The organism is Pseudomonas sp. B3(2017) (assembly GCF_002113595.1).
GTDB classification, from domain to species: Bacteria; Pseudomonadota; Gammaproteobacteria; order Pseudomonadales; family Pseudomonadaceae; genus Aquipseudomonas; species Aquipseudomonas ekonensis.
Genome location: NZ_NEIU01000012.1, coordinates 95,675 through 120,012, shown reverse-complemented (window position 1 = coordinate 120,012; position 24,338 = coordinate 95,675). Strand labels below are relative to the sequence as shown.

The 24,338-nt window shown below is 66.5% G+C and carries 20 protein-coding genes; 12 read left to right on the top strand and 8 right to left on the bottom strand.

The genetic code is table 11. The features are described 5' to 3' along the window. The first annotated feature begins 7 nt into the window (after positions 1-7). The 3 genes from CAG33_RS18190 to tssA are packed head-to-tail and all read left to right on the top strand — an operon-like array spanning position 8 to position 5,687. Positions 8-772, top strand: a complete 765-nt coding sequence (locus CAG33_RS18190) for a DotU/TssL family secretion system protein (protein ID WP_085583477.1) — start codon at positions 8-10, stop codon at positions 770-772. Then, positions 769-4,590 carry a type VI secretion protein IcmF/TssM N-terminal domain-containing protein gene (locus CAG33_RS18185; RefSeq protein WP_085639878.1) on the top strand — a complete coding sequence of 1,274 codons (3,822 nt, stop codon included), beginning with the start codon at positions 769-771 and terminating at the stop codon, positions 4,588-4,590. The genes CAG33_RS18190 and CAG33_RS18185 overlap by 4 nt, the downstream gene beginning before the upstream one ends. Beyond that, complete coding sequence (gene tssA / locus CAG33_RS18180) at positions 4,587-5,687, top strand: type VI secretion system protein TssA (protein WP_085639875.1); 1,101 nt, start codon at positions 4,587-4,589, stop codon at positions 5,685-5,687. Before CAG33_RS18185 ends, tssA begins: the two co-directional genes overlap by 4 nt. Here the strand turns inward: tssA and CAG33_RS18175 are convergent. Then, positions 5,684-6,652 (bottom strand): 2-hydroxyacid dehydrogenase, encoded by a 969-nt coding sequence (locus CAG33_RS18175; RefSeq protein WP_085632621.1) that lies wholly within the window; start codon positions 6,650-6,652, stop codon positions 5,684-5,686. The genes tssA and CAG33_RS18175 overlap by 4 nt on opposite strands. 174 nt (positions 6,653-6,826) lie before the next feature. Continuing rightward, entirely contained in the window at positions 6,827-7,210 is a 384-nt protein-coding gene (locus tag CAG33_RS18170) for a tautomerase family protein (protein ID WP_085583484.1), read from the bottom strand. 345 nt (positions 7,211-7,555) lie between these two features. Between CAG33_RS18170 and CAG33_RS18165 the strand changes: the two genes are divergently transcribed. Both CAG33_RS18165 and CAG33_RS18160 read left to right on the top strand, forming a co-directional pair. Further along, positions 7,556-8,836 carry an HAAAP family serine/threonine permease gene (locus tag CAG33_RS18165; protein ID WP_085583486.1) on the top strand — a complete coding sequence of 427 codons (1,281 nt, stop codon included), beginning with the start codon at positions 7,556-7,558 and terminating at the stop codon, positions 8,834-8,836. Positions 8,837-8,930: 94 nt separating this feature from the next. Beyond that, a complete protein-coding gene (locus tag CAG33_RS18160) occupies positions 8,931-10,577 on the top strand; it encodes a SulP family inorganic anion transporter (protein ID WP_085583488.1) in 1,647 nt (548 codons plus the stop codon). Positions 10,578-10,995: 418 nt separating this feature from the next. Here CAG33_RS18160 and acnB read toward each other — a convergent pair whose 3' ends face one another. Beyond that, positions 10,996-13,605, bottom strand: coding sequence for a bifunctional aconitate hydratase 2/2-methylisocitrate dehydratase (acnB, locus tag CAG33_RS18155; protein ID WP_085583490.1), 2,610 nt, complete (start codon positions 13,603-13,605; stop codon positions 10,996-10,998). Positions 13,606-14,072: 467 nt separating this feature from the next. Between acnB and CAG33_RS18150 the strand changes: the two genes are divergently transcribed. After that, the gene (locus CAG33_RS18150) at positions 14,073-14,543 is read left to right on the top strand and encodes a DUF1289 domain-containing protein (RefSeq protein ID WP_085583492.1); all 471 of its coding nucleotides are present in this window, start codon (positions 14,073-14,075) and stop codon (positions 14,541-14,543) included. A 169-nt stretch (positions 14,544-14,712) separates the two neighbouring features. On the opposite strand, the gene CAG33_RS18145 is transcribed toward CAG33_RS18150, so the two are convergent. Beyond that, on the bottom strand, positions 14,713-15,576 hold the full coding sequence (locus CAG33_RS18145; RefSeq protein ID WP_085583494.1) for a universal stress protein: 864 nt from the start codon (positions 15,574-15,576) through the stop codon (positions 14,713-14,715). A 158-nt stretch (positions 15,577-15,734) separates the two neighbouring features. Here CAG33_RS18145 and CAG33_RS18140 point away from each other — a divergent pair, with 158 nt between their 5' ends. From CAG33_RS18140 to CAG33_RS18130, 3 genes are all read left to right on the top strand, one after another. Next, complete coding sequence (locus CAG33_RS18140) at positions 15,735-16,343, top strand: tRNA-(ms[2]io[6]A)-hydroxylase (protein WP_085639872.1); 609 nt, start codon at positions 15,735-15,737, stop codon at positions 16,341-16,343. Between the two features lie 144 nt (positions 16,344-16,487). After that, a complete protein-coding gene (locus CAG33_RS18135) occupies positions 16,488-17,195 on the top strand; it encodes a winged helix-turn-helix domain-containing protein (protein WP_085583498.1) in 708 nt (235 codons plus the stop codon). Beyond that, complete coding sequence (locus CAG33_RS18130) at positions 17,196-18,482, top strand: ATP-binding protein (protein WP_085583499.1); 1,287 nt, start codon at positions 17,196-17,198, stop codon at positions 18,480-18,482. Positions 18,483-18,786: 304 nt separating this feature from the next. Here the strand turns inward: CAG33_RS18130 and CAG33_RS18125 are convergent, their stop codons facing one another. Beyond that, a complete protein-coding gene (locus tag CAG33_RS18125) occupies positions 18,787-19,404 on the bottom strand; it encodes a DNA-3-methyladenine glycosylase (protein ID WP_085639870.1) in 618 nt (205 codons plus the stop codon). A 100-nt stretch (positions 19,405-19,504) separates the two neighbouring features. After that, positions 19,505-20,587: a bifunctional transcriptional activator/DNA repair enzyme AdaA gene (locus CAG33_RS18120; protein ID WP_085639867.1), complete on the bottom strand. Its 1,083-nt coding sequence runs from the start codon at positions 20,585-20,587 to the stop codon at positions 19,505-19,507. 109 nt (positions 20,588-20,696) lie between these two features. Between CAG33_RS18120 and CAG33_RS18115 the strand changes: the two genes are divergently transcribed. Then, positions 20,697-21,113 carry a VOC family protein gene (locus tag CAG33_RS18115; protein WP_085583505.1) on the top strand — a complete coding sequence of 139 codons (417 nt, stop codon included), beginning with the start codon at positions 20,697-20,699 and terminating at the stop codon, positions 21,111-21,113. A 34-nt stretch (positions 21,114-21,147) separates the two neighbouring features. Here the strand turns inward: CAG33_RS18115 and CAG33_RS18110 are convergent, their stop codons facing one another. Then, positions 21,148-21,831 (bottom strand): type 1 glutamine amidotransferase domain-containing protein, encoded by a 684-nt coding sequence (locus CAG33_RS18110; protein WP_085639864.1) that lies wholly within the window; start codon positions 21,829-21,831, stop codon positions 21,148-21,150. 194 nt (positions 21,832-22,025) lie between these two features. Here CAG33_RS18110 and CAG33_RS18105 point away from each other — a divergent pair, with 194 nt between their 5' ends. Continuing rightward, complete coding sequence (locus CAG33_RS18105) at positions 22,026-22,925, top strand: AraC family transcriptional regulator (RefSeq protein WP_170930024.1); 900 nt, start codon at positions 22,026-22,028, stop codon at positions 22,923-22,925. Positions 22,926-22,929: 4 nt separating this feature from the next. On the opposite strand, the gene CAG33_RS18100 is transcribed toward CAG33_RS18105, so the two are convergent. Beyond that, positions 22,930-23,550, bottom strand: coding sequence for a LysE family translocator (locus CAG33_RS18100; RefSeq protein ID WP_085639860.1), 621 nt, complete (start codon positions 23,548-23,550; stop codon positions 22,930-22,932). A 170-nt stretch (positions 23,551-23,720) separates the two neighbouring features. Between CAG33_RS18100 and CAG33_RS18095 the strand changes: the two genes are divergently transcribed. Then, entirely contained in the window at positions 23,721-24,308 is a 588-nt protein-coding gene (locus tag CAG33_RS18095; RefSeq protein ID WP_085639857.1) for a LysE family translocator, read from the top strand. Positions 24,309-24,338: the final 30 nt, after the last annotated feature.

The window sequence follows — 24,338 nt, the reverse complement described above, 5'->3', positions numbered from 1 at the left end:
GCCGCTCATGTCGCAGGGGAATGCCGCAAGCCTGGGGTTGCAAGACGCGCCGCTGAGCAGCGCGTTCCGCCAGGCCTGGCAGCAGTGGTCGCAGGACTGGAGCCAGTTGCCCAAGGACGGCGAGGACGAACAGGCGTTGGTCGACACCGTGGTCGAGCTCTCGACCCAGGCCTCGCAGCGCCTGTGGCGCACCGCGTTTGCCCGGGTCGGCGACGCGGCCACCGAGCAGGTGCGGGCGCTGGTGTACGCGTTCGTCGCGCTGGTGGACGAAACCCTGTTGTTCACGCCCTGGCCGGGGCAGGCCGCCTGGCAGGACAAGCCCCTGGAGTCGCGCCTGTACGCCAGCCGCCAGGCCGGCGAGCAGGTGCCGGCGGCCATCGCCACCCTGCTTGAGGAACAGCAGCCCACCGCCCGGGACCTGGCCAACGTCTACCTGCAATGCCTGATCCTCGGTTTCCACGGTCGCCTGCGCGGCGAGCAGAGCCAGGCGCAACGGGAGAAGTGGCGCCTGGCGCTGTTCACCTTCGCCTGGCAGGACGACGCGGACTGGGCCGACGTCAGCCAACGGCTGGTGCAGCCCTCGCAGGCGGCGCCGCTGAACCTGCCGGTGCGCACTGCGCTGCCGGACGGCTTCCGGCTGGCCTTGGGCATTGCGGCGATGGTGCTGCTGCTCGCCGGTCTGGGGCACATGCTGTGGCGCGACATCGGCCAGGAACTGGAACCGGTGCTGCAGATGACAGAACTTGCGCCCGCGCCGGAGCAAGGCTCATGAGCACGCTGGCGATCGTGGCGTGGGTGGTCGGCATCGTCCTGCTGCTGGTGCTGCTGGCCGTCGCGGTGTGGTGGCTGCGCACCCAGAGCGGCGCGGCGATCCGCAGCTTCTACGGTGCGGTGCGGCACATGGAGCAGGAGCAGGGCAGCCGCGACCGCTATCAGTTGCCGTGGCTGCTGATGCTCGGCGACGAAGTCCAAGGCACGCAACTGGTGACCGAGTGGCGCCTGCAACCCACCGACAAACCGGCCTGGTTCGGCCGCTGGTGGTCCGACCCTGAAGGCGCGGTGCTGGTGGTGCCCCAGGCGCTGTTCTTGCCCGAAGACGGCATGCACCTGCAACGCGGCGGCTGGTGGCGGCTGCTGGGGCTGATCCTGCGCCTGCGCAGCAAACGTCCGCTGGACGGCGTGATCTGGACCGTGCCCGCCGCGCGCCTGGGCAACCTGGAGCAGGCGACCGGCCTCGGCCTGGCGGCCCGGCGACGCTTCATCGACCTGCTGCAGCGCTTCGGCCTGAGCTTGCCGGTGTACGTGGTGGTCACTGGGCTGGAGGAATTGCCGGGGTTCCAGGAGCTGATCAGCGCGTTGCCGGACGAGGCCCGCGAACGCACCTTGGGCTGGTCGTCGCCCTATGCCAGGGACGCGGTCTGGCAGGGGCAATGGAGCGACCAGGCGCTGGACCGCCTGCACCGGGCGGTGGCCGAAGCGGTGATCGAGATCGGCACGTTGTCCGGGCATCTGAGCGCCGACCTGTACGCCTTGCCGGAGCGTCTGGAAAGCCTGCGCCGCGGCTTGCAGAACGTGCTGGAGCCGGTGTTCCAGGGCAACGCCCAGGGTGAAGCACCGTGCTTTCGCGGGCTGTACCTGAGCGCCAACCAACCGGCGGAGGATGCGCAGGACGGGTTCTCGGCCGATGACAGCGGCTTGCAGCAAAGCGCCTTCGTGCGCCAGTTGTGGCGCCAGCGCATCGTCGGCGAGCGTGGCGTGGCCCAAGGCGTGCCGCGCCTGTTGCGCCTGCGCCAGCGCTGGCAACGGCTGACGGCCGGGGTGGCGGTGGTGGTCGCGGGGGTCTGGGCGGTGGCGATGCTGCTGGTCTGGCATGCCTCGGTCAAGGACGCCCATGAGCTGGCGCGGCTGCTGCAAGTCGCCCAGAAAGGCTATGTGGCGGTCACCGACGATGCGCACCGGGTCGAGCCGACCCGGCGCAACGTGCAGAGCCTGTGGCGGGTGATGGAGCGCTCGCCGCGCTGGGATTTCGCGTCGCTGGTGTTCCCGACGTCGTGGTTCTCGTCGCTCGACGCCACGCTTGAACAGCAACTGCGCCTGTCGGCCCGGCGGCACCTGCTCGAACCGCTGCATGATCTGCTGAACGCCGAGCTGACCAAGCTCAAGGGCATCCGCAGCACCGACCGGCGGGCCAGTGTCGAAAGCGAGGATCCTGCGCAGTGGCAGAACTACCAGAAGGCCACCGACCTGGTGGACCGCGCCGTGCGCCTGGAGCAGCAGAACCAGTGGTTCGGCCAGGCCCTGAACAATCCCCGGGCGCCGCTGGAGGATCTGGTGCAGTTGAGCAACAACGCCCTGTCGCTGAACCTCAACGCCGGCACGCTGCCCCACGCCGCGTTCTTCAACCGGGTGCTGCTGGCCGACGAGGACGGCAATCTGCAGGCGCTGGATCTGAGCGTCGACCGGCCGCTGATCGTGGGCAATTTCACCGGGCTGATGGAACGTTGGCTGGATCAGTATTTCCTGGCCGACAATTTCGTCAGCAAGGCCGGCTACCTCAAGCTGCACCTGGAACAACTGGAGGTCGGCAGCGGCAACAGCCTCGGCGAGCTGGAGGATCTGCGCGCGCTGGTCGACGACTTGCAGGTGGCGATCGCCCTGACCAACTCGACCTGGGGGCGCGGCAAGGGCCAGGACCTGGTGCCGGGCTACCGCGAAATGCTCGACGAGGTGCACAAGAGCGCGTTGCTGGGGCCGGCGGTGGAGCAGCAACTGGAGGCCCAGGCGGCCAAGCTGCAGCAGAGCTTTCGCGACCAGTGGATCGCCCAGGTCGGCTCCCGGGGCAATCTGCTGGTGCAGCAGGGCAGCGGGCAACTGACGCTGCAAGAGCATGTGGTCAAGCTGGACAACGCCGTGCAGTCGCTGTTCAAGCGCGACTTCGTGTCGGTCGCCCTGCGCGCCAGCCAGGACAACATCGACCTGCGCGGCCAGACCGTGGACGGCGACGACCTCGACACTTCGTTGAGCTATTTCGCCAGCTACAAGAGTTACATCGCCGAAGAATTGCCCAGGATCCCGTCGGCCTACCGTGGCGCACTGCTGCAGGCAGCCGAAAGCGCAGCGGCCCAAGCGATGTGGCTGAGCCTCAAAGACCACAATGACCAGACCCAACCCTACGCGGTGTTCAACGTGCGGGCGGAGCAGGCGATGGAACTGCAGAAGGCGTTCGTCGAGGTGCACCGCACGGACCTGGCGGCGCGCCTGCAAAGCGCGTTGAACCGCCGGGCGATGGCGCAGATCGTCAGCGGCCTGGACGAGATCGTCGTCCAGCCGCTGTTCGGCGGACGGGCCGAAATCAGCCAGTGGGACGGCTCGAAGAACCTCGGCCTGCAACTCTACGGCGCCAGCGACGTGCAGGACCTGAAGCTCAGCCTCAAGCAGCAGTTCAATACCATGCTCGGCATCACCGAGCGGCGCACCTCGGCGTTGCAGTGGCTCAAGACCCAGCAGGCCAACCTGTCGGCGCTGGACTACGAGCGGGTGACCCAGTTCAGCGCGCTCAACGACGAGCTGCTCAAGTACAAGGACGCCAACCCCGCCAGCTCGCCCGCGCAGATCGAACAGCTGGTCAGCCGTGACTTCATCGAGATGGACACCGGCTCTTGCGTGCAGGTGCTGCAGACCGCCAACGTCGCCGGCGGGCGCGGCACCCTGGCGATGCGGGCCGTGGAGCTGCAGCAGTCGGCCATGCAGCGTTGCCAGTTCCTGCAACAGCAACAGGCTGCCGCCGCGTGGAACGAACTGGCCAACTACTTCAATCAATACCTGGCCGACCGCTTCCCGTTCGCCAACGGCGTGCAGGCGCAGGATGCCGACCCGGCCCGGGTGCAGCACCTGCTGGAGCTGATCGACAAGCGCCTGCCGGTGGCGCTGGCGGGCCTGGCCACGAGCCAGGCGCCGGAGCGCTTGGCGGCAGAGGATTTCCTCAACCGCCTGAAGCAGGCCGGCACCTGGCTGACGCCGCTGTTCGTGCGGGACAAGAGCGGCATCCTCGGCCTGGAGCTGGATGTGCGCTGGCGCACCGACCGCGAGGAAGAGAGGGGCGCCGATCAGGTGATCGCCTGGGGCCTGCTGGCCGGCAGCCAACAGATCAATTACCCCGGCGCCGAGCAGCCGAACCTGCGCTGGAGGGTGGGCCAGCCGGTGCGCCTGACCTTGCGCTGGGCGCGCAACGGCAACGAACGGCCGGTCAACGATCCGCTGCAGCCCAACCTGGTGGTGCGCGACCTTGAGGCGGGCTGGGAGTACGGCGGGCCGTGGTCGCTGCTGCGCCTGATGCGCGCGCATTTCTCCGTGCAGCGCCAGCCGAGCATGGACTACACCGACTTTCCGCTGAGCCTGCGCCTGCCGGTCACGGCGCAGAACGACAGCGTCACCACCGGCTTCACCCGGATGTTCGTGCGCCTGTCGCTGATGAGCCAGGGCTCGAAACTGCCGATGTCCATCACGCCGCCGCCGACCCGGGCGCCGCGTTCGCCGTTTCAGATGACCGGCACCACCGCCGCCATCGACACCCAGAAGGAGGGGCTGTGAGCCTGCCATCCGCCGCGTTGCCTGACCTCATTGAACAGCTGCTGGCGCCGATCAGCGAAGACGCGCCGTGCGGCGTGGACCTGCGCTACGAACGCGAGTTCGACCAACTGCGCGACCTGCGCCGCGAAGACGACGCCAGCCTGCCGACCGGTGTATGGGAATCGACGCTCAAGCGGGCGGACTGGCCGAAGGTGGAAGCGATCACCACCCACCTGCTGCTGGAACGCAGCAAGGACTTGATGCTCAGCGCCTGGCTCGGCGAAGCGTGGCTCCATTTGCAGGGGCTGGACGGTCTGCCCGGGAGCCTGGCGCTGGTCGCGGGGCTGTGCGAGCGCTATCCCGATCAGGTGCACCCACAGGCCGAAGACGGCGACCAGTCCTGGCGGGTGACGCCGCTGGAATGGCTGGTGCGCCGCTACAGCGAAATCCTGCTGACCCGGGTGCCGCTGTTCGGCGCCCACAACCGTGATTTCGAGGGCTACAGCCTGAGTGCCTGGCGCCGTCTGCAGGTGCAGCAGGTGCAGGTCAACGACAGCAAGAACGCCAAGGCCCTGGCGGAAACCGCCCGCAGCGAACAGAAGACCCTCAGCGATCAGGTGCGCGCTACGCCCATGGCGTTCTGGCTGCGCCAGCAGGGCAACCTGCTGCTGGGGTTGCAGCACCTGCAAAGGCTCGACGCCTGGAGCGACACCTATCTGGGGGATCAGGGGCCGGGGCTCAAGCCCTTGCAGGAGACCCTCCAAGCGCTGCTGACGCTGGTCAAGGAGTTCATCGCCATGCACCCGCAACAACCCGCGCCGCCACCGGTTCAGGAACCGGTCGCCGAGGTCCCGTCCGCCGATGAGGCGGCTGCCGATGCGGTGAACGACGCGCCGTCGATCCAGGCGGCCCGCGAGCCGGCCAGCCGCGAGGAAGCCTACCGGCAACTGCTGCTGATCGCCGAATACCTGGCCCGCACCGAACCCCACAGCCCGGTGCCGTACCTGATCCGGCGCGCGGTGGAGTGGGGCAACAAGCCGTTGAGCGAGCTGTTGGGCGAACTGATTTCCGCCGACGCCGAGGCGCGGCGGATGTGGACGTTGCTCGGCGTGCTTTAGTGCACGCGCTGGTCGTTGAGGCGAGGGGGCAGGTCGAGGGGCGTCAGCACCGGTTGCCCGGAGAAGAACGCCACCAGGTTTTTCCCCACCAGCTCGACAGTGCCTTGGGTGGCCTCCGGTGACAGCCCGGCGACGTGCGGGGTCAGGATCACGTTGCTCAGGCCCTTCAGGGCATCCGGCACTTGCGGTTCGTGGTCGAACACATCCAGCGCGGCCCCGGCGATCCGCCGCTGCTCCAACGCGGCGATCAGATCGGCGGTGGCGATCACGCTGGCGCGGGCGATGTTGACGATGAAACCCTTGGGCCCCAGGGCGTCGAGCACCGGGCGGGTCACCAGGTGCTGGGTGCCGATGCCGCCGGGGGTGGCGACCACCAGGAAGTCCGAGGCCCGGGCCAGCTCCGTCGGGGTCGAGCAGAACGCGTAGGGCACGTCGTTGCGCACCTGGCGGCTGTGGTAGCTGATCTCCATGTCGAAGCCGCTGCCGGCGCGTTTGGCGATGGCCATGCCCACTGCGCCCAGGCCGAGGATGCCCAGCCGTTTGCCGGACAGGGACGGGCGCATGATCTTGGGCCATTCGCCCCGGCGCACGGCGGCGTCGCAGCGCGGAATGTCACGCACCAGCGCCAGCAGCATGGCCATCGCGTGGTCGGCCACCGAGGAGGCGTTGACTCCGGCGCCGTTGGTCACGGTGAGGCCCCGGTCGCTGGCGGCCTGCAGGTCCACCTTTTCGTAGCCGGCGCCGATCACGCAGATGATCTTCAGCGCCGGCAACGCGGCGATCTCGTCGGCGAAGAGGCCCAGCGGGCCGCGGGTCAGCACGGCATCGATCCGCGGGCCGTGGGTGGCGATGGCCTGGGCGCGTTCGGCGGGGGTGGGGGCGAGGATCAGGTGAAAGCCCTGTCGTTCGAGGATCGGCAGGTAGTCATTGATGGTTTCAACCAGTACCAGAACGGTGGCGGGCATTGCTCGGCTCCTGTGATCGTCGTCGTGTCGGTCGCGAAAGTCGTGCCAGAGTGCGGATTGCGCAGCGGTTTGGCAACCGCAGACCCTGGGCTCGCACCAGCCAGTGTAGGAGCTGGTGCGGGGGCCCGGAGGGCGCTTGGTCAGGCGGTCGCGCCGCCGTGGGCGGGCACGGTTTCAGCTCACGTACTGGGCGATGCCGTGGCCGAACGACCAGTTCTCCTTTTTCACCTCCACCAGGTTGATGAACACGTCTTCCTGGCGCACCGCCAACTGGTTGTGCAGGTGATGGGCGATCGTCTGGTACAGCTGCTGCTTCTGCTCGACGCTGCGGCCTTCGCTGACCGTCAGCTGGATGAACACCATGCCGTCGCTGCGCGGAATGCCCAGGTACTGCGGGTCATAGATGAAATGCGGCCCGTCGTGTTCGGCCAGGATCTGGAAGTTGTCGTGCTCCGGCACGTTGAACGTGCTGCGCAGGGCGGCGTAGATCACCTCGCCGATGCGTTTGGCGAAAGTGGGGTCGGGGTTTTTCCTGATGTCGACGCGGACAAGGGGCATGGGGCGGCTCCAAGGGCGGAAGGCTGGGGAACACGGTCGGAATCTCGCCATTGGGTATAGCCGATAAACACCGGTCGGTGAGCTGCCCTGAGCGCCACTTCCGCCAGGCTTGCAGCGCTTGGGCTTGTCGGAAAACGACATTTTTGGTGTCTGTAAGCGACAGCTATTTTGCCGAAAACGACATACCTGGAATCTGATCCGTACAACCATTCCTCAGCTAAGTCTTTGCTTCTGCTCATTTATCCCGGAGAATCGCGACCCTGTTTCGGTTGCGACGTTTCTGTCGGTTTTTTCCGGCGCGTTTTGACCGAGTGGCAAGTGACCGGAATGCGGAGATCCGACCGGATGAATGATCAGGCCAATAGCGTCAACGAGCGCTTTGAATCGGCGGCACCAGCTGAACTGTCGAGCTGGAACCGTCAAGACACCACCTGGATGCTGGGACTGTTCGGGACGGCCATCGGCGCCGGTACCCTGTTCCTGCCGATCAACGCGGGGCTGGGCGGCTTCTGGCCGCTGCTGATCCTGGCGCTGCTGGCGTTCCCGATGACGTTCTACGCACACCGGGGCCTGACTCGCTTTGTGCTGTCCGGCCGCGAAGGCGCCGACATCACCGAGGTGGTCGAGCAGCACTTCGGCATCAAGGCCGGCGCCCTGATCACCTTGCTGTACTTCTTCGCCATCTTCCCGATCCTGCTGATCTACAGCGTCGGCCTGACCAACACGGTCGCCAGTTTCCTTGAGCACCAATTGCACATCACGCCGCCGCCGCGCGCGGTGCTGTCGTTCGCGCTGATCCTCGGCCTGCTGGCGGTGGTGCGCTGCGGCGAGCAGGTGATCGTCAAGGCCATGAGCCTGATGGTGTACCCGTTCATCGTCGCCCTGGCGTTCCTGGCGGTGTACCTGATCCCGCACTGGACCGGCGGCATCCTCACCACCGCCTCGCACGTGCCGGCGCCTTCGGCGTTCCTGCATACGCTGTGGCTGGCGATTCCGGTGATGGTGTTCTCGTTCAACCACTCGCCGATCATCTCGGCGTTCGCGGTGGACCAGAAGCGCCGTTATGGCGTCCACGCCGATGAGCGCAGCTCGCAGATCCTGTCCCGCGCCCACGCCCTCATGGTGCTGATGGTGCTGTTCTTCGTGTTCAGCTGCGTGCTGACCCTGTCGCCGGAGCAACTGGCCGAGGCCAAGGCGCAGAACCTGTCGATCCTGTCGTACCTGGCCAACCACTTCAGCAACCCGACCATCGCGTTCGCGGCGCCGCTGATCGCGTTCGTGGCCATCTCCAAGTCGTTCCTGGGCCACTACATCGGCGCCAGCGAAGGCCTCAAGGGCCTGATCGTCAAGAGCGGCAAGCGTCCGGGCGCCAAGGCCCTGGACCGCATCGTCGCGGCGTTCATGCTGGTGGTGTGCTGGATCGTGGCCACGCTCAACCCGAGCATCCTGGGCATGATCGAAACCATCGGCGGCCCGGTGATCGCAGCGATCCTGTTCCTGATGCCGATGTACGCCATCCGCAAGGTGCCGGCGATGGCCCGCTACCGCGGTCAGGCGTCCAACGTGTTCGTCACGGCCGTCGGCCTGGTGGCGATTTCCGCGTTGATCTATTCGCTGGCGGCATAACCGCGCAGGGCCTCGCGCCCCGGCAGATACACAGCTACAGTGGCCGCTGCGCACGATGTGCGCAGCGGCTTTTTTTTCGCCTGGAGACAGAGGATTGTCGAGCGTTCCCCCTTCCGTCGCACCTGCCAACCGCTGGCAAGACCTGTTGGCCGGGCTATCGATCGCCGGCCTGCTGCTGCCCGAAGCCGTGGCCTATTCGACCATCGCCGCGTTGGCGCCCCAGGCTGGGGTGATCGCGCTGTTCGCCGGCCTGCTGTGCTACGGACTGCTGGGCTCCAGCCGTTTCGCCATCGTCTCGGCGACCTCGTCGTCGGCGGCGGTGCTGGCGGCGGCCACGGCGACCCTGGCCAACGGCGACCCGCAATTGCGTTCGACCCTGGCGGTGGGGCTGGTGCTGGTCACCGGCGCGCTGTTTCTGCTGGCCGGGGCGTTCCGTTTCGGCAGCGTCACGTCCTTCATCGCCAAGCCGGTGCTGCGCGGGTTTGCCTTCGGACTGGCGCTGACCATCATTCTCAAGCAAGTGGCGAGCGTGGTCGGCGTGCACCTGACGGACGCCAACCTGGTGCGTTTCGCCCCGCAATTGCTGGAGCAGTTGCCGCAATGGAACTGGCCGTCCGCCGCTGTCGGCGCCGCGGCGCTGGTGCTGCTCGGGGTGCTTTCGCGCCATCCCCGGGTGCCCGGCGGTCTGCTGGTGGTGGTGATCGGCATTGCGGCCGGGCAATGGCTGAACCTGTCGGATCACGGCGTGAAGCTGATCGGCGCCATCGATCTGGGCCTGGAGGTGCCCAACCTGCCGGCGCTGCCGTTCGCCGACTGGCTGCGCCTGGGGGAGGTGGCGTTCGCCATGGTGATGATCCTGTACGCCGAATCCTACGGTTCGATCAGTGCGTATGCGCTCAAGCACGGCGACCGCGTGACCTCCAACCGCGACTTGCTGGCCTTGGGCGCCGGCAACTTGCTGTCCGGCCTGTTCCATGGCATGCCGGTGGGGGCCGGCTATTCGGCGACCTCGGCCAACGAAGCCGCCGGCGCCACGTCACGCTGGGCAGGCGGCATCGCGGCGCTGACGGTGCTGATCATCGTGCTGACCGTGCTGCCGTGGATTGCGCTGACGCCGGAGCCGGTGCTGGCGGCCATCGTCATGCACGCGCTGGGCAGGGGCTTGAGCCTGCAGCCGCTGGGGCGCTATTTCATCTGGCGGCGCGACCGGGTGCTGGTGGTCTGCGCGGTGACGTCCGTGCTGGTGCTGGGGGTGCTGGACGGCTTGCTGGTGTCGGTGGCCATCAGTGTGCTGCTGATGCTCAAGCAGCTGTCGGCGGCGGACATCCAGGTGCTCGGGCGGATCGACGGCGGCCATGACTTTGTCGACCTTCAGCGCCATCCGACGGCGGCCACCGAGCCGGGCGTGCTGATCGTGCGGCCCGGCGAGGCGCTGTTCTTCGCCAATGTCGAACGGATCCTGGGCGGCGCGTTGCGGCTGGTCCGCCACTCGCAGGTGCCCGTGCACACGGTGATCCTCAGCCTTGAGGAGTCTCCTGACCTGGACGGCACCAGCCTTGAGGCGATGCAGGAGTTCTTCGTGCGGGTGCATCAGGCGGGCAAGCGGCTGATTCTGGCCCGGCTCAAGCACGAGGCGCTGGCGGCGCTGGATGCGTTGCCGCAGACCCAGGCCAATGGCGTGATCCTGAGCGGGTTGAGCGTGGACGGCGCGGTGCAGAAGGCGCGCGATCTGGCGCCCTGAGCGATGATTCCCTGTGGGGGCGAGCCTGCTCGCGATGACGGGGTGCCTGCCTGAGAGATGCTGGATATGCCGACGCCATCGCCGGCAAGCCGGCTCCCACAGTTTGCTCTGGCGTACACGGAATCGGCGAACGCCTTCGATCCTGTGGGGGCGAGCCTGCTCGCGATGGCGGTGTGTCTGGCTGAGAGGATGCTGGATGTGCCGGCCCCATCGCCAGCAGGCTGGCTCCCACAGTTTCTTTGGCGCTCACGGAGGAACCTGTGGGAGCCGGCTTGCCGGCGATGGCGATGGGTCAGGCGCTGGCGATGTCGGCTGTGCCGGTGCATCGTCAGCAGGCTGGCTCCTGCACGGGGGATTGAAGGCATAAAAAAACGCCGCCCGTCTTGCGACGGGCGGCGTTCTTCATTGCCTTGCAGCGTTAGGCTTGAACGACCGGAATCTTGGCGTTCGCAGCAGCCTCACGGAACTCGGCGATCTGGTCGAAGGACAGGTAGCGGTAAACGTCGGCCGCCATGCTGTCGATCTTGCCGGCGTATTCCATGTACTCCTCGACGGTCGGCAGGCGACCCAGGATCGAAGCCACGGACGCCAGCTCAGCCGAAGCCAGGTAGACGTTCGCGCCGTCGCCCAGACGGTTCGGGAAGTTACGGGTCGACGTCGACACCACGGTGCTGTTCGGCTCAACGCGTGCCTGGTTACCCATGCACAGCGAGCAGCCTGGCATTTCCATGCGGGCGCCGGCCTTGCCGTAGATGCCGTAGTAGCCTTCTTCGGTCAGTTGGTGAGCGTCCATCTTGGTCGGCGGCGACAGCCACAGACGGGTCGGCAGCTGGCCCTTGACCTGATCCAGCAGCTTGCCGGCGGCGCGGAAGTGACCGATGTTGGTCATGCACGAACCGATGAACACCTCGTTGATCTTCTCGCCGGCAACGCTGGAGAGCAGACGGGCGTCGTCCGGGTCGTTCGGCGCGCAGAGCACAGGCTCCTTGATGTCGGCCAGGTCGATCTCGATGACTTCGGCGTATTCCGCGTCCTTGTCGGCTTCCATCAGCTCAGGGTTGGCCAGCCAGGCTTCCATCGCCTGGGCACGGCGTTCCATGGTGCGGGCATCGCCGTAGCCTTCGCCGATCATCCAGCGCAGCAGGGTGATGTTGGACTGCAGGTACTCGGCGATGGCCTTTTCCGGCAGCTTGATGGTGCAGCCGGCGGCGGAGCGCTCGGCGGAGGCGTCGGACAGTTCGAACGCTTGCTCGACGGTCAGCTCGTCCAGGCCTTCGATCTCCAGGATGCGGCCGGAGAAGGCGTTCTTCTTGCCTTTCTTCTCGACGGTCAGCAGGCCTTTCTGGATCGCGTAGTAAGGGATGGCATGAACCAGGTCACGCAGGGTGATGCCAGGCTGCAGCTTGCCCTTGAAGCGAACCAGGATCGACTCAGGCATGTCCAGCGGCATGACGCCGGTGGCGGCGGCGAACGCGACCAGACCGGAACCGGCCGGGAACGAGATGCCCATCGGGAAGCGGGTGTGCGAGTCACCGCCGGTGCCCACGGTGTCCGGCAGCAGCATGCGGTTCAGCCACGAGTGGATGATGCCGTCGCCCGGACGCAGCGAAACGCCGCCACGGGTCATGATGAAGTCAGGCAGGGTGTGGTGGGTGGTCACGTCGATCGGCTTCGGATACGCCGCGGTGTGGCAGAAGGACTGCATCACCAGGTCGGCGGAGAAGCCCAGGCACGCCAGGTCCTTCAGTTCGTCACGGGTCATGGGACCTGTGGTGTCCTGGGAACCGACGGTGGTCATCTTCGGTTCGCAGTAGGTGCCGGGACGCACGCCTTTGCCTTTCGGCAGGCCGCAGGCCTTGCCGACCATCTTCTGCGCCAGGGTGTAGCCCTTGCCGGTGTCGACAGGCGCTTCAGGCAGCTTGAACAGGTCGGTCGGGCCCAGGCCCAGCTCGGCGCGCGCCTTCTCGGTCAGGCCACGGCCGACGATCAGCGGGATACGGCCTCCGGCGCGGACTTCGTCCAGCAGCACCGGGGTCTTCAGTTCGAAGGTGGTGATGACGTCGTCGGTGCCGTGCTTGCACACTTTGCCGGCGTGCGGGTAGACGTCGATCACGTCGCCCATGTTCAGGTTCGACACGTCGAACTCGATCGGCAGGGCGCCGGCGTCTTCCATGGTGTTGTAGAAGATCGGAGCGATCTTGGAGCCGAAGCAGAAGCCGCCGGCGCGCTTGTTCGGCACGTAAGGGATGTCGTCGCCGAAGAACCACAGCACCGAGTTGGTGGCGGACTTACGGGAGGAACCGGTGCCGACCACGTCGCCGACGTAGGCGACCGGGAAGCCCTTGGCCTTGACTTCTTCGATCTGCTTGAGCGGGCCGATGGCGCCTTGCTGCTCAGGCACGATGCCGTCACGGGCCATTTTCAGCATGGCCAGGGCGTGCAGCGGGATGTCAGGGCGCGACCAGGCGTCCGGGGCAGGGGACAGGTCGTCGGTGTTGGTTTCGCCCGGGACCTTGAAGACGGTCAGGCTGTACTTGTCGGCGATGGCAGGCTTGTTGGTGAACCACTCGCCGGCGGCCCAGGATTCCAGCACGGCCTTGGCGTGGGCATTGCCCGCCTTGGCTTTTTCGGCCACGTCGTGGAAGGCGTCGAACATCAGCAGGGTGTGCTTGAGCTGTTCAGCGGCGACGGCAGCCAGTTCGGCGTCGTCCAGCAGTTCAACCATGGTGGCGATGTTGTAGCCGCCCTGCATGGTGCCCAGCAGCTCGACGGCGCGTTTCTTGTCGATCAGCGGGGATTTGGCTTCGCCCTTGGCGACGGCGGACAGGAAACCGGCCTTGACGTAGGCGGCTTCGTCCACTCCTGGCGGAACGCGGTTGGTGATCAGGTCAACGAGGAAGGCTTCTTCGCCAGCCGGGGGATTCTTCAGCAGCTCGACCAGGCCTGCAGTTTGTTCGGCGTTGAGCGGCTGGGGAACGATACCCAGTGCTGCACGCTCTTCGATATGTTTGCGGTAGGCTTCAAGCACAGTTATTACCCTCATCAGTGGTCCCAAATGGGTGTCCGGGACGCTCATCCCGAAATGGACGTATTCATGCGCTGCGTGGCGTTGTGAGCCGCTTAGCCAGAATTACCGACCATTCCTTACAGAAGCTGCTTTCAAAGTTTTACGCCTGCAGAACGGGAGCTGATGAGGGTTGGCGTCGGGCTTTTCCCCGCTGGAAAAACCGTTCGCCAACACCGCTCTGAAGGAACGACTGTGCTCGTGACGCTTTGAAAACAGCTTCTTGACGGACATTGGCGCCTAAAAAGGCTGGCTGATTCTACGGCAAAAAAAAATTAAAGGTAAGTCGGCCGGCATTGGACTTTGGTGGCGGGTCGGACGGCCCGTCCCAGGGCCCGCCGGCCGCTTGACCCTGCGAACGGAGGGGTGATCAACGGCGGACAAAGGGCTACCATACCGGCCTGTTCCGCGTTGCCGTGTTTTGCCCCCTTATGCCCAATCAGACCATCAAGACCCCCTGCGTCGGCCTTTGCTCCACCGTTTACGGTGACCTGGTGTGCCGCGGCTGCAAGCGTTTCCACCATGAGGTGATCCACTGGAACGGCTACGGCGAGGAGCAGAAGACTGCGGTGTGGCTGCGTCTTGAGCAGTTGCTGTCACAAGTGATGGCGAGCAAGGTCGAGGTGTTCGACCGGGCGCTGCTGCGCCAGCAGCTGGAGCAGCGCAAGATCCGCTTCGTGCCGCACCAGTCGGAATATTGCTGGGCCTACCAGCTGATCGCCCGGGGCGCGCGGGTGATCGTCAACCTGGAGGCGTACGGGATGGTGCTGATGCCGGAATTTCGCGACTGGAACCTGCCGGAGTTGCGCGACGCCATCGACCGGGAGTTCTTCCTGCTGTCGGAGGCGCACTACCAGCGGTACATCGCCCCCGGGTTCCTCAAGGATGCCTTGGGCGACTGAAGGCATCGCCAGCAGGCTGGCTCCCACAGAGATGGCGGGTGCCTGTCATTTCGGCGGTCACCACCGCAGCCCCCACAGGGTTTTGTGGTGTACCTACATCCTGCAAACACCCGGGATACCTGTGGGAGCTGGCTTGCCAGCGATGAGGCCGGCCCGGGCGCCGCAAGCCTCAGTGCTTGACCGCCAGCTCCACCAGATGATCCTCGACCTCCTGCGGCTTGAGCACCAGCACGTCGCTTTCCAGCGCATCGAGCACCACTTCGGCGGTGTTGCCGATCAGTGCGCCGGACAGCCCGGTGCGGGCCACGGTGCCGATCACGGTCACCGCCGCCTGCAGTTTGTGGGCCATGAACGGGATCAGCACGTCGGCCGGCCCTTCCTCGATGTGCAGGTGCGCTTCATCGATGTCGAACTCGGCCTGGAACGCCCGGCACTGCTCGCGGTAGCGCGCCTCGATGGTTTCCTTGAGCTGGAAGGTCGGGTCGGCCGCCGACAGCATCGGCGACGGATGGGCGCTGATCACGTGCAGGTGCCCCTTGGCCAGGCTGGCGATGTCGTAGCCGTGGTCGATGATGGTGGTGTGCAGGTGGCGGTGTTCGCCGTCGGCGTTGCCCACGTCGACGGCGGCCAGGATCACCTTGTCCTTCCAGGAGCCGGCGGTCTTCACCAGCAGCACCGGGGTCGGGCAGTGACGCAGCAGTTTCCAGTCCGCCGGGGTCAGCAGGGCCTTTTTCAGCGAACTGTCGGGAAAGTGCTGCTTGATCACCAGCCCGCAGCCTTCGGCCTGCTGCACGTCGATGATGGTTTCGTGCAGGCTTTCGTTCCACGCCTGTTCGGTGGTGACGCTGTAGCCGTCCGCCAGCAGCGCGGCCTTGAGCACGCTGAGCATGCCGGCGTGGTCGTGCTTCTTGTCGCACACCAGCAGGTGGAGGTGGGCCTGGGTCACGCCGGCGATCAGCTTGGCGCGCTTGAGCGCCAGGCTTTCCGAGTGTTCGGGTTCGATGACCACCAGAATGCTGCGAATGGCTTGCATGAGCGGAGTCTCCAGCAATGAAAAGGCACGGCGTTGCACAACTATAGTTGCTGCGCCCGCGCCTGCGGCTTGATGCATATCAATGGCGGCCGCTGGTGGTCTGCGGACAGGCCGGTATAATCGCGCCCTTCGCTTGATACCCATTGCCCGTGAGCCCCATGAACCTTCCCGAAATCCACGAATTCCTTGGCTGCCGCACCCCGGACGCCTGGGTCCAGGCCGCGCTGGCCGATCAGGAGACGCTGCTGATCGACCACAAGAACTGCGAGTTCAAGGCCGCCAGCACCGCGTTGAGCCTGATCGCCAAGTACCATTCCCACGTCGATCTGATCAACATGATGTCGCGCCTGGCCCGGGAAGAGCTGGTGCACCACGAACAGGTGATGCGCATCATGAAGCGGCGCAAGGTCGAACTGCGCCAACTGCATGCCGGCCGCTACGCCTCGGGCCTGCGCAAGGTGGTGCGCAGCCACGAGCCGGTGAAGCTGGTCGACACCCTGGTGGTCGGCGCCTTCATCGAGGCGCGCAGCTGCGAGCGGTTCGAGGCGCTGGTGCCGCACCTGGACGAAGAGCTGGGCAAATTCTATTTCGGCCTGCTCAAGAGCGAGGCGCGGCACTTTCAGGGTTACCTGAAACTGGCCTACCAGTACGGCGACGCCAAGGACATCGCCCTGGTGATCGAGAAGGTGCGGGCCGTCGAGCAGGACCTGATCGAATCGCCGGACGTGGAGTTCCGCTTCCACAGCGGCGTGCCGAGCGCCGCGTGACGGTACTTGTAAAAAACTCTTAAGACGATGAAACATCACAGGAAACCGGCCCTTGCGGCCGGTTTTTGCTGCCCACGGTAACCGCCCGGACACCGATTGCCGCCATAATGTCGCCCACTTCACAGAGGTCGGCAGACAGTCGTTATGGATAACCTGGGTTTTGGCAAAGTCCTGCTGGTGGAAGACGATGAGCGCCTGGCCACACTGATCGCGCATTTTCTGCGACAGCACGGCTACGAGGTGCGCACGGTGCACCGCGGCGATCTGGCGGTGGCCGCGTTCGTCGAATTCAGGCCCAAGGTGGTGGTGCTCGACCTGATGCTGCCGGGGCAGAGCGGCCTGCACGTGTGCCGTGAGATCCGCAGCGTGTCGGACACGCCGATCGTCATCCTCACCGCCAAGGAAGACGACCTCGACCATATCCTGGGCCTGGAGTCCGGCGCCGACGATTACGTGATCAAACCGATCAAGCCGCCGGTGCTGCTGGCCCGCCTGCGGGCGCTGCAGCGGCGTCAGGTGCCGGACGCCGGCGTGTGCAACGCGCTGACGTTCGGCCACCTGGCCATCGACCGCAGCCGTCGCGAGGTGCGTCTGGGGGACGAGGCGGTCGAGCTCACCACCATGGAATTCGAGCTGCTGTGGCTGCTGGCCAGCGCCGCCGGCAAGATCCTGTCCCGCGACGAGATCCTCAACCGCATGCGCGGCATCGCGTTCGACGGCCTCAACCGCAGCGTCGACGTCTACATCAGCAAGCTGCGCGGCAAGCTCAACGACAACCCCCGCGAGCCGGTGTGCATCAAGACCGTGTGGGGCAAGGGTTATCTGTTCAATCCGTTCGCGTGGGAGTTGTAGATGCTGCGGCTATTCCTCGGGCTATTCGTGGTGATGACCATCGGGCTGGTGCTGGCGCTGCAGACGGTGGAGCACACCTTCGATGCGCTGCTCGACTACCAGATGCAGGACTACAACCGCGAAGCCGTCCGCGGCCAGGCCTGGACCCTGGGCGAACAGTTGCGCGGGCTGGACGGCCCGGGCCGCGAGGCGCTGCTGCAATCCATCCGTCCGCACTACGGCCTGGAGCTGACGCTGGTCGAGGCCGGCGAGCTGGGCCTGACCGACAAGGAACAGGCCGAACTGGCCCAGGGCCTGCTGGTCATCCGCGACAAATACATGCGCTACATCGCGTCCATCGACGGCGGCACGCAGTTGCTCAGCATCCGCTTGCCCGGCGAGCCGAGCCTGATGCCGTTCTACATCGTCGGCGCCTACCTGATGGTGGCGGTGATGATCGGCATCGTCCTGTTCTTCTGGGTGCGCCCGCACTGGCGTGACCTGGAGAAGCTGCGCCTGGCGGCGGTGCGTTTCGGCGACAACGACCTGTCGGCGCGGATCCAGCTGTCGAAGCGTTCGAACATCCGCGACCTGGCCGGGCACTTCAACCTGATGGCCGCGCGGATCGAAACCTTGATCGCCAACCAGCGCGAACTGACCAATGCGGTGTCCCACGAGCTGCGCACGCCGATCGCGCGGCTGTCGTTCGAGCTCGACCAGCTCAAGCAGCAGCCTGAGGCGGGGCAGCGTCGAGAACTGATCGCCGACATGTACGCCGACCTGGGCGAACTGGAGGAGATGGTGTCCGAACTGCTCACCTACGCCAGCCTTGAGCGCGGCGCGACGGTGATCACCCGGGAGAACATTCAGGCCTTCAACTGGCTGGAGAGTGTGGTCGGCAGCGTGGCGCTGGAGGCCGAGGCGGCCGGGGTGCAACTGGTGATCCGCGAGTGCGGGGTCGACGAAGTGCGGATCGAGCCGCGGTTCATGGCGCGGGCAGTGATCAACCTGCTGCGCAACGCCATCCGGTACGCCGAGTGGCGGGTGGAGGTGTCGCTGTCGCGCAGCGGCGATCAGTACGAGGTGCAGGTCAACGACGACGGACCGGGCGTGCCGCTGGCGGGCCGGGAAAAGATCTTCGAACCGTTCTCGCGCCTGGACGCCAGCCGCGACCGCCGCACCGGCGGCTTCGGCCTCGGCCTGGCGCTGGTGCGGCGGGTGTCGCAGTCCCATGGCGGGCAGGTCGAGGTCGGGGATTCGGCGTGGGGCGGGGCGTCGTTCCGCATGACCTGGGCGCACCAGGACTGACCGGCGCCGCCGTTCCCTGTGGGAGCCAGCCTGCTGGCGATGGCGGTGGGTCAGGCAACACAGATATCAGCAGTGCTGGCCTCATCGCTGGCAAGCCAGCTCCCACAGGAATTGCGGGTGGATGCGGAACCTGTGGGAGCCAGCCTGCTGGCGATGGCGGTGGGTCAGCCACTGCAGATGTCGGCAGCGCCGGCCTCATCGCTTGCAGGCAAGCTCCTACAGGTTTTTGCGGTGGGGCGCAGAATCTACGGCCGCTGCTGAGTCCTGTGGGAGCCGGCTTGCCGGCGATGAACGATGATGCGGTCTAGCGGGTCGGCACCCGCCACAGGTACCAGGCCGCCACGGTGCGGTGCGGACTCCAGGCGGAGCCGATCTCGATCATCTGCTTGCGGGTCGGCTGCGCCTCCAGGCCCTTGAGCCGCCGGTAGCCTTCGCGCACGCCGAAATCGTCCGCCGGCAGAATGTCGGGCCGTTCCAGGCTGTAGATCAGCAGCATTTCGACCGTCCAGCGCCCGACCCCGCGCAGGCTGACCAGGCGTTCGATCAGCGCCTCGTCGTCCATCGCCAGCGCCGTGGCGTAGTCCGGCACCACGCCGTCGAGCGTGGCCTGGGCGATGCCCTGGATCGTCGCGATCTTGCCCGCCGAAAACCCGCAACTGCGCAGCCGGTCGAAATCGGTCGCGAGGATCTGCTCCGGGCGGGGAAACGCCCGGTCCGCAAACAACCCCACCAATCGCCCGACGATCGCATCCCCGGCCTTGGCGTGCAGTTGCTGATAGGCGATCGCCCGCACCAGCGACTCGTAAGGGTCGCGGGCCGGGTGGGGCTGATGCAGGCAGGGGCCGACGGCGGCGATGTGGCGCTTCCAGTCTGCGTCTAGGCCGGCCAGGAAGGCGGTGGCGGGTTGATAGGCGTCAGGCATGGTCTATTTCCGTCGGCCTTTGGCTTCGCCACGGGCTAACGCCTTTTCGCGGCGGGTGTCGAGCGTTCTCATGGAAATCCTTGGCGGTGTGGCGGCCCGGTCAGAAGGCCAATGGCTGCGTGAGTTGCACGGCGGCGTTTTCCAGCCTGAGCAGGAACGCCTTGCGCGGCTGTCCTCCACCATAGCCGGTCAGCGAGCCGTCCGCGCCGATCACCCGATGGCAGGGCACCACGATCGACAGCCGATTGTGCCCGTTGGCCAGGCCCACCGCACGGCTGGCGCCCGGCTTGCCCAGGCGGGCGGCGATGGCGCCGTAGGTGCTCGTGTGCCCGTAGGGGATCTGCAGCAGTTCGGCCCACACCTGACGGGCGAACTCGCTGCCGGGCAGGTGCAGCGCCACCGTGAACTCGTGGAGCTGCCCGGCGAAATACTGTGCCAGTTGCGCTTCGATCCGCCGCAGATGGTCGTTGTGCCCCGGTGCGACCACATAGCCGAAGCGGTTCTGCAGGTCTTCGACCTCCCGGGTCAGCGCCGGCCGGTCGAGGAACTCCAGCAGCACCAGCCCACGGCGCTCGGCCATGGCGATCATCGGCCCCAGCGGTGTGGTCAGGCGGGTGAACAGCAGCGGCTCGCTGGCCGCCGCACGCCCCGGCGTGATGTGGAACGATTTCTGGAACGCATCGCGAAAGCCGCTCAGGGATTCGTAGCCGGAATCGAACGCGGCATGGTCGATGGACGTCCCTTGGCGGATGCCGCCCAGGGCCATGCCGAGCCGGCGGGTGCGCAGCCAGGCGTGGAAGGTCATGCCGAAATGCTGCTTGAACCAGCGCCGCAGCTTCAGCGGCTCAATGCCCTCGGCGAGCAGTTGCGCATCGCTCCAGCGCAGCTCCGGGTCGGCGTCCACGGCCTTGAGCAGCCGCTGCACCCAGTCCGGGGCGATGGCGGCGGCGTCCAGCGGTTTGCAGCGCAGGCAGGCGCGGTAACCGGCGGACAGGCAATCGTCGGCGTGGGCGAAGAACTCGACGTTCTCCGGTTTCGGCTTGCGCGCCGTGCAGCTGGGGCGGCAGAAGATCCCGGTGGTTTTCACGGCCGTGAAGAACACGCCTTCATAGGCGGTGTCGCGTTCGAGCATGGCGCGAACCATTTCGGCGTGGGGCGGCAGGACAGCGGTCTGTATGTTCATGGGCCGAGGATAAATCCGCTTTTGCGATGGCTCCACCGAAAAATCGACAGTGAATTTTTTCGCGGTTGCACTAGAGTGGGCGGGTCGTTTCAGCCCAAGGATTGAATGCATGACGCCTTTTACGATTCAACGCATCGACCACATCGTGCTGCGGGTGGCGGACCTTCAGCGCAGCATCGAGTTCTACGACCGGGTCTTCGGCGCCGAGCTGGTCAAGCGCAACGAGAAGCTGGGCCTGGTGCACTTGCGCGCCGGCACCTCGATGATCGACCTGGTCGACCTCAACGGCGAGATCGGCCGCAAGGGCGGTGCCGCCGCCGGCGCCGAGCGGCGCAACGTCGACCATTTCTGCCTGCGCATCGAGCCGTTCGATGAGCAGGCGATCACCGAGCACCTGCAATCGGCCGGCCTCACGGTGGAGAAGGCCGCGACGCGCTTCGGCGCCGAGGGCAACGGCCTGTCGCTGTACTGCTTTGACCCGGACGGCAACCAGGTCGAACTCAAGGGGCCGTCGCAGGCCGAGTGAAGGGAGGGCGACCTCCGCTGTCGCCCCGGCCGGTTCAGCGGGCCAGTTCCTTGAGCAGCAGGTCCGCCACCGCGCCGCCCGACGCCGGGTTCTGGCCGGTGATCACGCGCCGGTCGGCCACCGCGTAGGCGGCCCACGGCTGGTCGGCCTTGACGTAGCGGGCGCCGCGCTTGACCAGTTCGTCTTCGGTGAGGAAGGGCACGTACTGGTCCAGTTCGGCCAGGCGCTCTTCCTCGTTGGAGAACCCGGTCACCTGCTTGTCCTTGACCAGCGCCTGGCCGTCGGACAGCGTGATGTTCAAAAGGCCCACCGCACCGTGGCAGACCGACGACACGTAGCCGCCGTTCTCATAGATCGCCGCGCTGAGCTTCTGCAGGTCGGGGTTGTCGGGGAAGTCCCAGATCACCCCGTGGCCGCCGGCGTAGTAGATCGCCACGTAGTCCGCGGCATTGACCTGGCTGGCCGGCAGGGTGGCGCCGAGCCGGTTCATGAAGGCCTTGTCGTGATACCACGCCCAGTCCACCGGCTCGGCCATGGCCAGGCTGTGGGGATCGATCGGGGTGTAGCCGCCCTGAGGGCTGGTGTAGTCCACGGTGTAGCCCGCCGCCTCGACCTTCTTGACGAAATGCACCGCTTCGCCCAGCCACAGGCCGGTGGCGCGGTTCAGGTTGGGGTACTTCTCGACGCTGGTCAGCACAACCAGAATTTTCCTGGACATCGCAAGACTCCTCTTGTGAATGAGCGACGGTCGTCGCACTGCCGGTGAAGTCTAGAAGCCGTCGGCGGGCGGCCCAATACACAAAATCCCAAATGGCTTGCCCAATCCTCCAGGCACACGGCGCCGGGCTCGCCCGCCGCGCGTTCGCTGGCCTACCATGGGACTTTCGTGGATATCGACGGGTGGCAAGGCACATGACGGACGGGGCGAACGTACGCCAGCTATTGATCGACCGGTTGCGCAGCCTGGCGGCCAACGACGGTTTCACCGCCGCGCCGCTGGACGGCATCACCTACATGCGCGCCGACACTTCGCAGCCCAAGGCACCGGTGCTGCAGGAGCCGAGCTTCGTCCTGCTGGCCCAAGGGATGAAGCGCGGTTACCTGGGCGCAGAGACCTACACCTACCACGCCGGCCAGTGCCTGGTGGTGACGGTGCCCATGCCGTTCGACTGCGACACGCAGGTGGGCCCCGACGGTGCGATGCTGGCGGTGGCGGTGCGGATCGACAGCAGCCTGGTCAGCGAATTGCTGCTGACCATGGACGCGCCGCCTCAGGCGTCGGCGAATCCGGGCGAGCGGGGGATGATGATCACCGACATGACGCCCGGCCTGCTGGATGCCTTGAATCGCTTGCTGGCGGCGCTGGCGTCGCCGATGGACACCCGGGTGCTCGGCGCTGCTCTGCTGCGCGAGTTGCACTACCAGATGCTGCTCGGCCCGGCCGGCGAATGCCTGCGCTCGCTGGTGTCCCGGCAGGGCCGGTTGGGGCGGGTGCGGCGGTCGATCGACAGCCTGTACCGCGACCCCGCCGCGCCGTTCTCCGTGGCGGCGCTGGCGGCAGAGGCCGGCATGAGCCAGTCGGGCTATCACCAGGCCTTTCGCGAGGTGACGGGCCACGCGCCCATGCAGTACCTCAAGAATCTGCGCCTGCACCGGGCCCGTCAGTTGATCGTGCAGCAAGGGTTCGGCAGCGCCCAGGCCGCCTACGAGGTGGGTTACGCCAGCGCGACGCAGTTCAGCCGGGAGTTCAAGCGGCTGTTCGGCTGCCCGCCGTCCGCCATCGCTCGGCAACCGTCCGAAGCTGCCGAGTGAGCCCTCAGGCGCGTTTGGCCATCAGCAGCACCGAAGCCGCCGCCGACAGCAGCCCCGCGCAGCAGCGGTTGAAGATCCTTTTGCCGCGCGGTTCGGCGAACCAGCGCCGCATGTGCAGGCCCATGTAGGCGTAGGCGCTGATGGCGATCCATTCCAGCGCCAGGAACAGCAGGCCCAGCACCATGAATTGCGGGGTGATCGCCCGGGCCGGATCGACGAACTGCGGCAGGAACGCGGTGAAGATCAGGATCGCCTTGGGGTTGCCCGCCGCCACCAGGAATTCCTGGCGGGCCAGGGCCAGGATCCCGCTGGGCGCCGCGTCGGCGCTGCTGTGTGCCGTCGGTTCGGCCCGCCACAATTGCCACGCCAGGTACAACAGGTAGCCGGCGCCGAGGATCTTGATCCCGTAGAACAGCAGCTCGGACGTCTGCAGCACCACCGCCAGGCCCGCCGCCGCGAGGGCGATCATCCCGGCGAACGCCAGCAGCCGGCCGATTCCGGCCACGCAGGCGCGGCGGTAGCCGTAGCGGGTGGCGTTGCTGACCGACAGCAGGTTGTTCGGGCCGGGCGCCATGTTCAGGGCGAAGCAGGCGGGCAGGAACAAGGTGAGGGTGGCGAGGTCCATGGCGGTGGCTCCGGTGGCGGGTGTGCCTTTTTACCACGGGGCGCGTGCGTTCGAACCCATACAGTCAGGCGCGGCCGTCGCGGTACAGGCCAGGGGTGTTTTGTTCAATACGGGTGTTGCGCGGGCGGTTAGGGTGACGACCGGTTCAACGGAAAGGGAACAGGTGTGCGATGAGTCTGATGGTGTCGATGGCGGCGTTCGCCCTGGTGGCGTCGATTACGCCGGGGCCGGTGAACATTGTGGCGTTGGGGGCGGGGGCGCGGTTCGGCTTTCTGGCCAGTCAGCGGCATGTGGCCGGGGCGACCCTGGGCTTCGTGCTGTTGCTGGTGCTGATGGGGCTGGGCCTGCACGAAGTGCTGAGGCTGTGGCCGGCGCTGACGCGGGGGGTGCAGGTGGCCGGGGTGGCGTTCCTGCTGTTCATGGCCTGGAAACTGTTCACCGATGACGGAAAACTGGGCGCGGGGGAGGCGCAGCGTGCGCCGTCGATGCTGTACGGCGCTGTCATGCAGTGGCTCAACCCCAAGGCCTGGCTGGCCTGCGTGGCCGGGATGGGCGCGTTCGTCGCCGATGGCGAGGCACGGCTGGTGTGGCAGTTCGCGGCGGTGTACCTGGTGATCTGCTACCTGTCGGTGGGGTGCTGGGCGTATGCCGGGACGTTCCTGCGCGGCTATCTGGAGAATCCCGCCGGGGTGCGCCTGTTCAACCGGACGATGGCGGTGTTGCTGGCGGGGAGTGCGGTGTATCTGCTGATTCCGTAAGTTTCGCGCGCGGCCCTTGCCCGGTTCGAC

Excerpts from the sequence above, each read along its gene's own strand:
- CAG33_RS18165 (WP_085583486.1), top strand. The coding sequence starts at position 7,556 with ATGAATGATCAGGCCAATAGCGTCAACGAGCGCTTTGAATCGGCGGCA.
- CAG33_RS18120 (WP_085639867.1), bottom strand. The coding sequence starts at position 20,587 with ATGAACATACAGACCGCTGTCCTGCCGCCCCACGCCGAAATGGTTCGC.
- CAG33_RS18140 (WP_085639872.1), top strand. The coding sequence starts at position 15,735 with ATGAACCTTCCCGAAATCCACGAATTCCTTGGCTGCCGCACCCCGGAC.
- CAG33_RS18115 (WP_085583505.1), top strand. The coding sequence starts at position 20,697 with ATGACGCCTTTTACGATTCAACGCATCGACCACATCGTGCTGCGGGTG.
- CAG33_RS18190 (WP_085583477.1), top strand. The coding sequence starts at position 8 with ATGTCGCAGGGGAATGCCGCAAGCCTGGGGTTGCAAGACGCGCCGCTG.
- CAG33_RS18110 (WP_085639864.1), bottom strand. The coding sequence starts at position 21,831 with ATGTCCAGGAAAATTCTGGTTGTGCTGACCAGCGTCGAGAAGTACCCC.
- CAG33_RS18100 (WP_085639860.1), bottom strand. The coding sequence starts at position 23,550 with ATGGACCTCGCCACCCTCACCTTGTTCCTGCCCGCCTGCTTCGCCCTG.
- CAG33_RS18135 (WP_085583498.1), top strand. The coding sequence starts at position 16,488 with ATGGATAACCTGGGTTTTGGCAAAGTCCTGCTGGTGGAAGACGATGAG.
- CAG33_RS18130 (WP_085583499.1), top strand. The coding sequence starts at position 17,196 with ATGCTGCGGCTATTCCTCGGGCTATTCGTGGTGATGACCATCGGGCTG.
- CAG33_RS18175 (WP_085632621.1), bottom strand. The coding sequence starts at position 6,652 with ATGCCCGCCACCGTTCTGGTACTGGTTGAAACCATCAATGACTACCTG.
- CAG33_RS18095 (WP_085639857.1), top strand. The coding sequence starts at position 23,721 with ATGAGTCTGATGGTGTCGATGGCGGCGTTCGCCCTGGTGGCGTCGATT.
- CAG33_RS18145 (WP_085583494.1), bottom strand. The coding sequence starts at position 15,576 with ATGCAAGCCATTCGCAGCATTCTGGTGGTCATCGAACCCGAACACTCG.
- CAG33_RS18125 (WP_085639870.1), bottom strand. The coding sequence starts at position 19,404 with ATGCCTGACGCCTATCAACCCGCCACCGCCTTCCTGGCCGGCCTAGAC.
- CAG33_RS18150 (WP_085583492.1), top strand. The coding sequence starts at position 14,073 with ATGCCCAATCAGACCATCAAGACCCCCTGCGTCGGCCTTTGCTCCACC.
- CAG33_RS18170 (WP_085583484.1), bottom strand. The coding sequence starts at position 7,210 with ATGCCCCTTGTCCGCGTCGACATCAGGAAAAACCCCGACCCCACTTTC.
- CAG33_RS18185 (WP_085639878.1), top strand. The coding sequence starts at position 769 with ATGAGCACGCTGGCGATCGTGGCGTGGGTGGTCGGCATCGTCCTGCTG.
- CAG33_RS18105 (WP_170930024.1), top strand. The coding sequence starts at position 22,026 with ATGACGGACGGGGCGAACGTACGCCAGCTATTGATCGACCGGTTGCGC.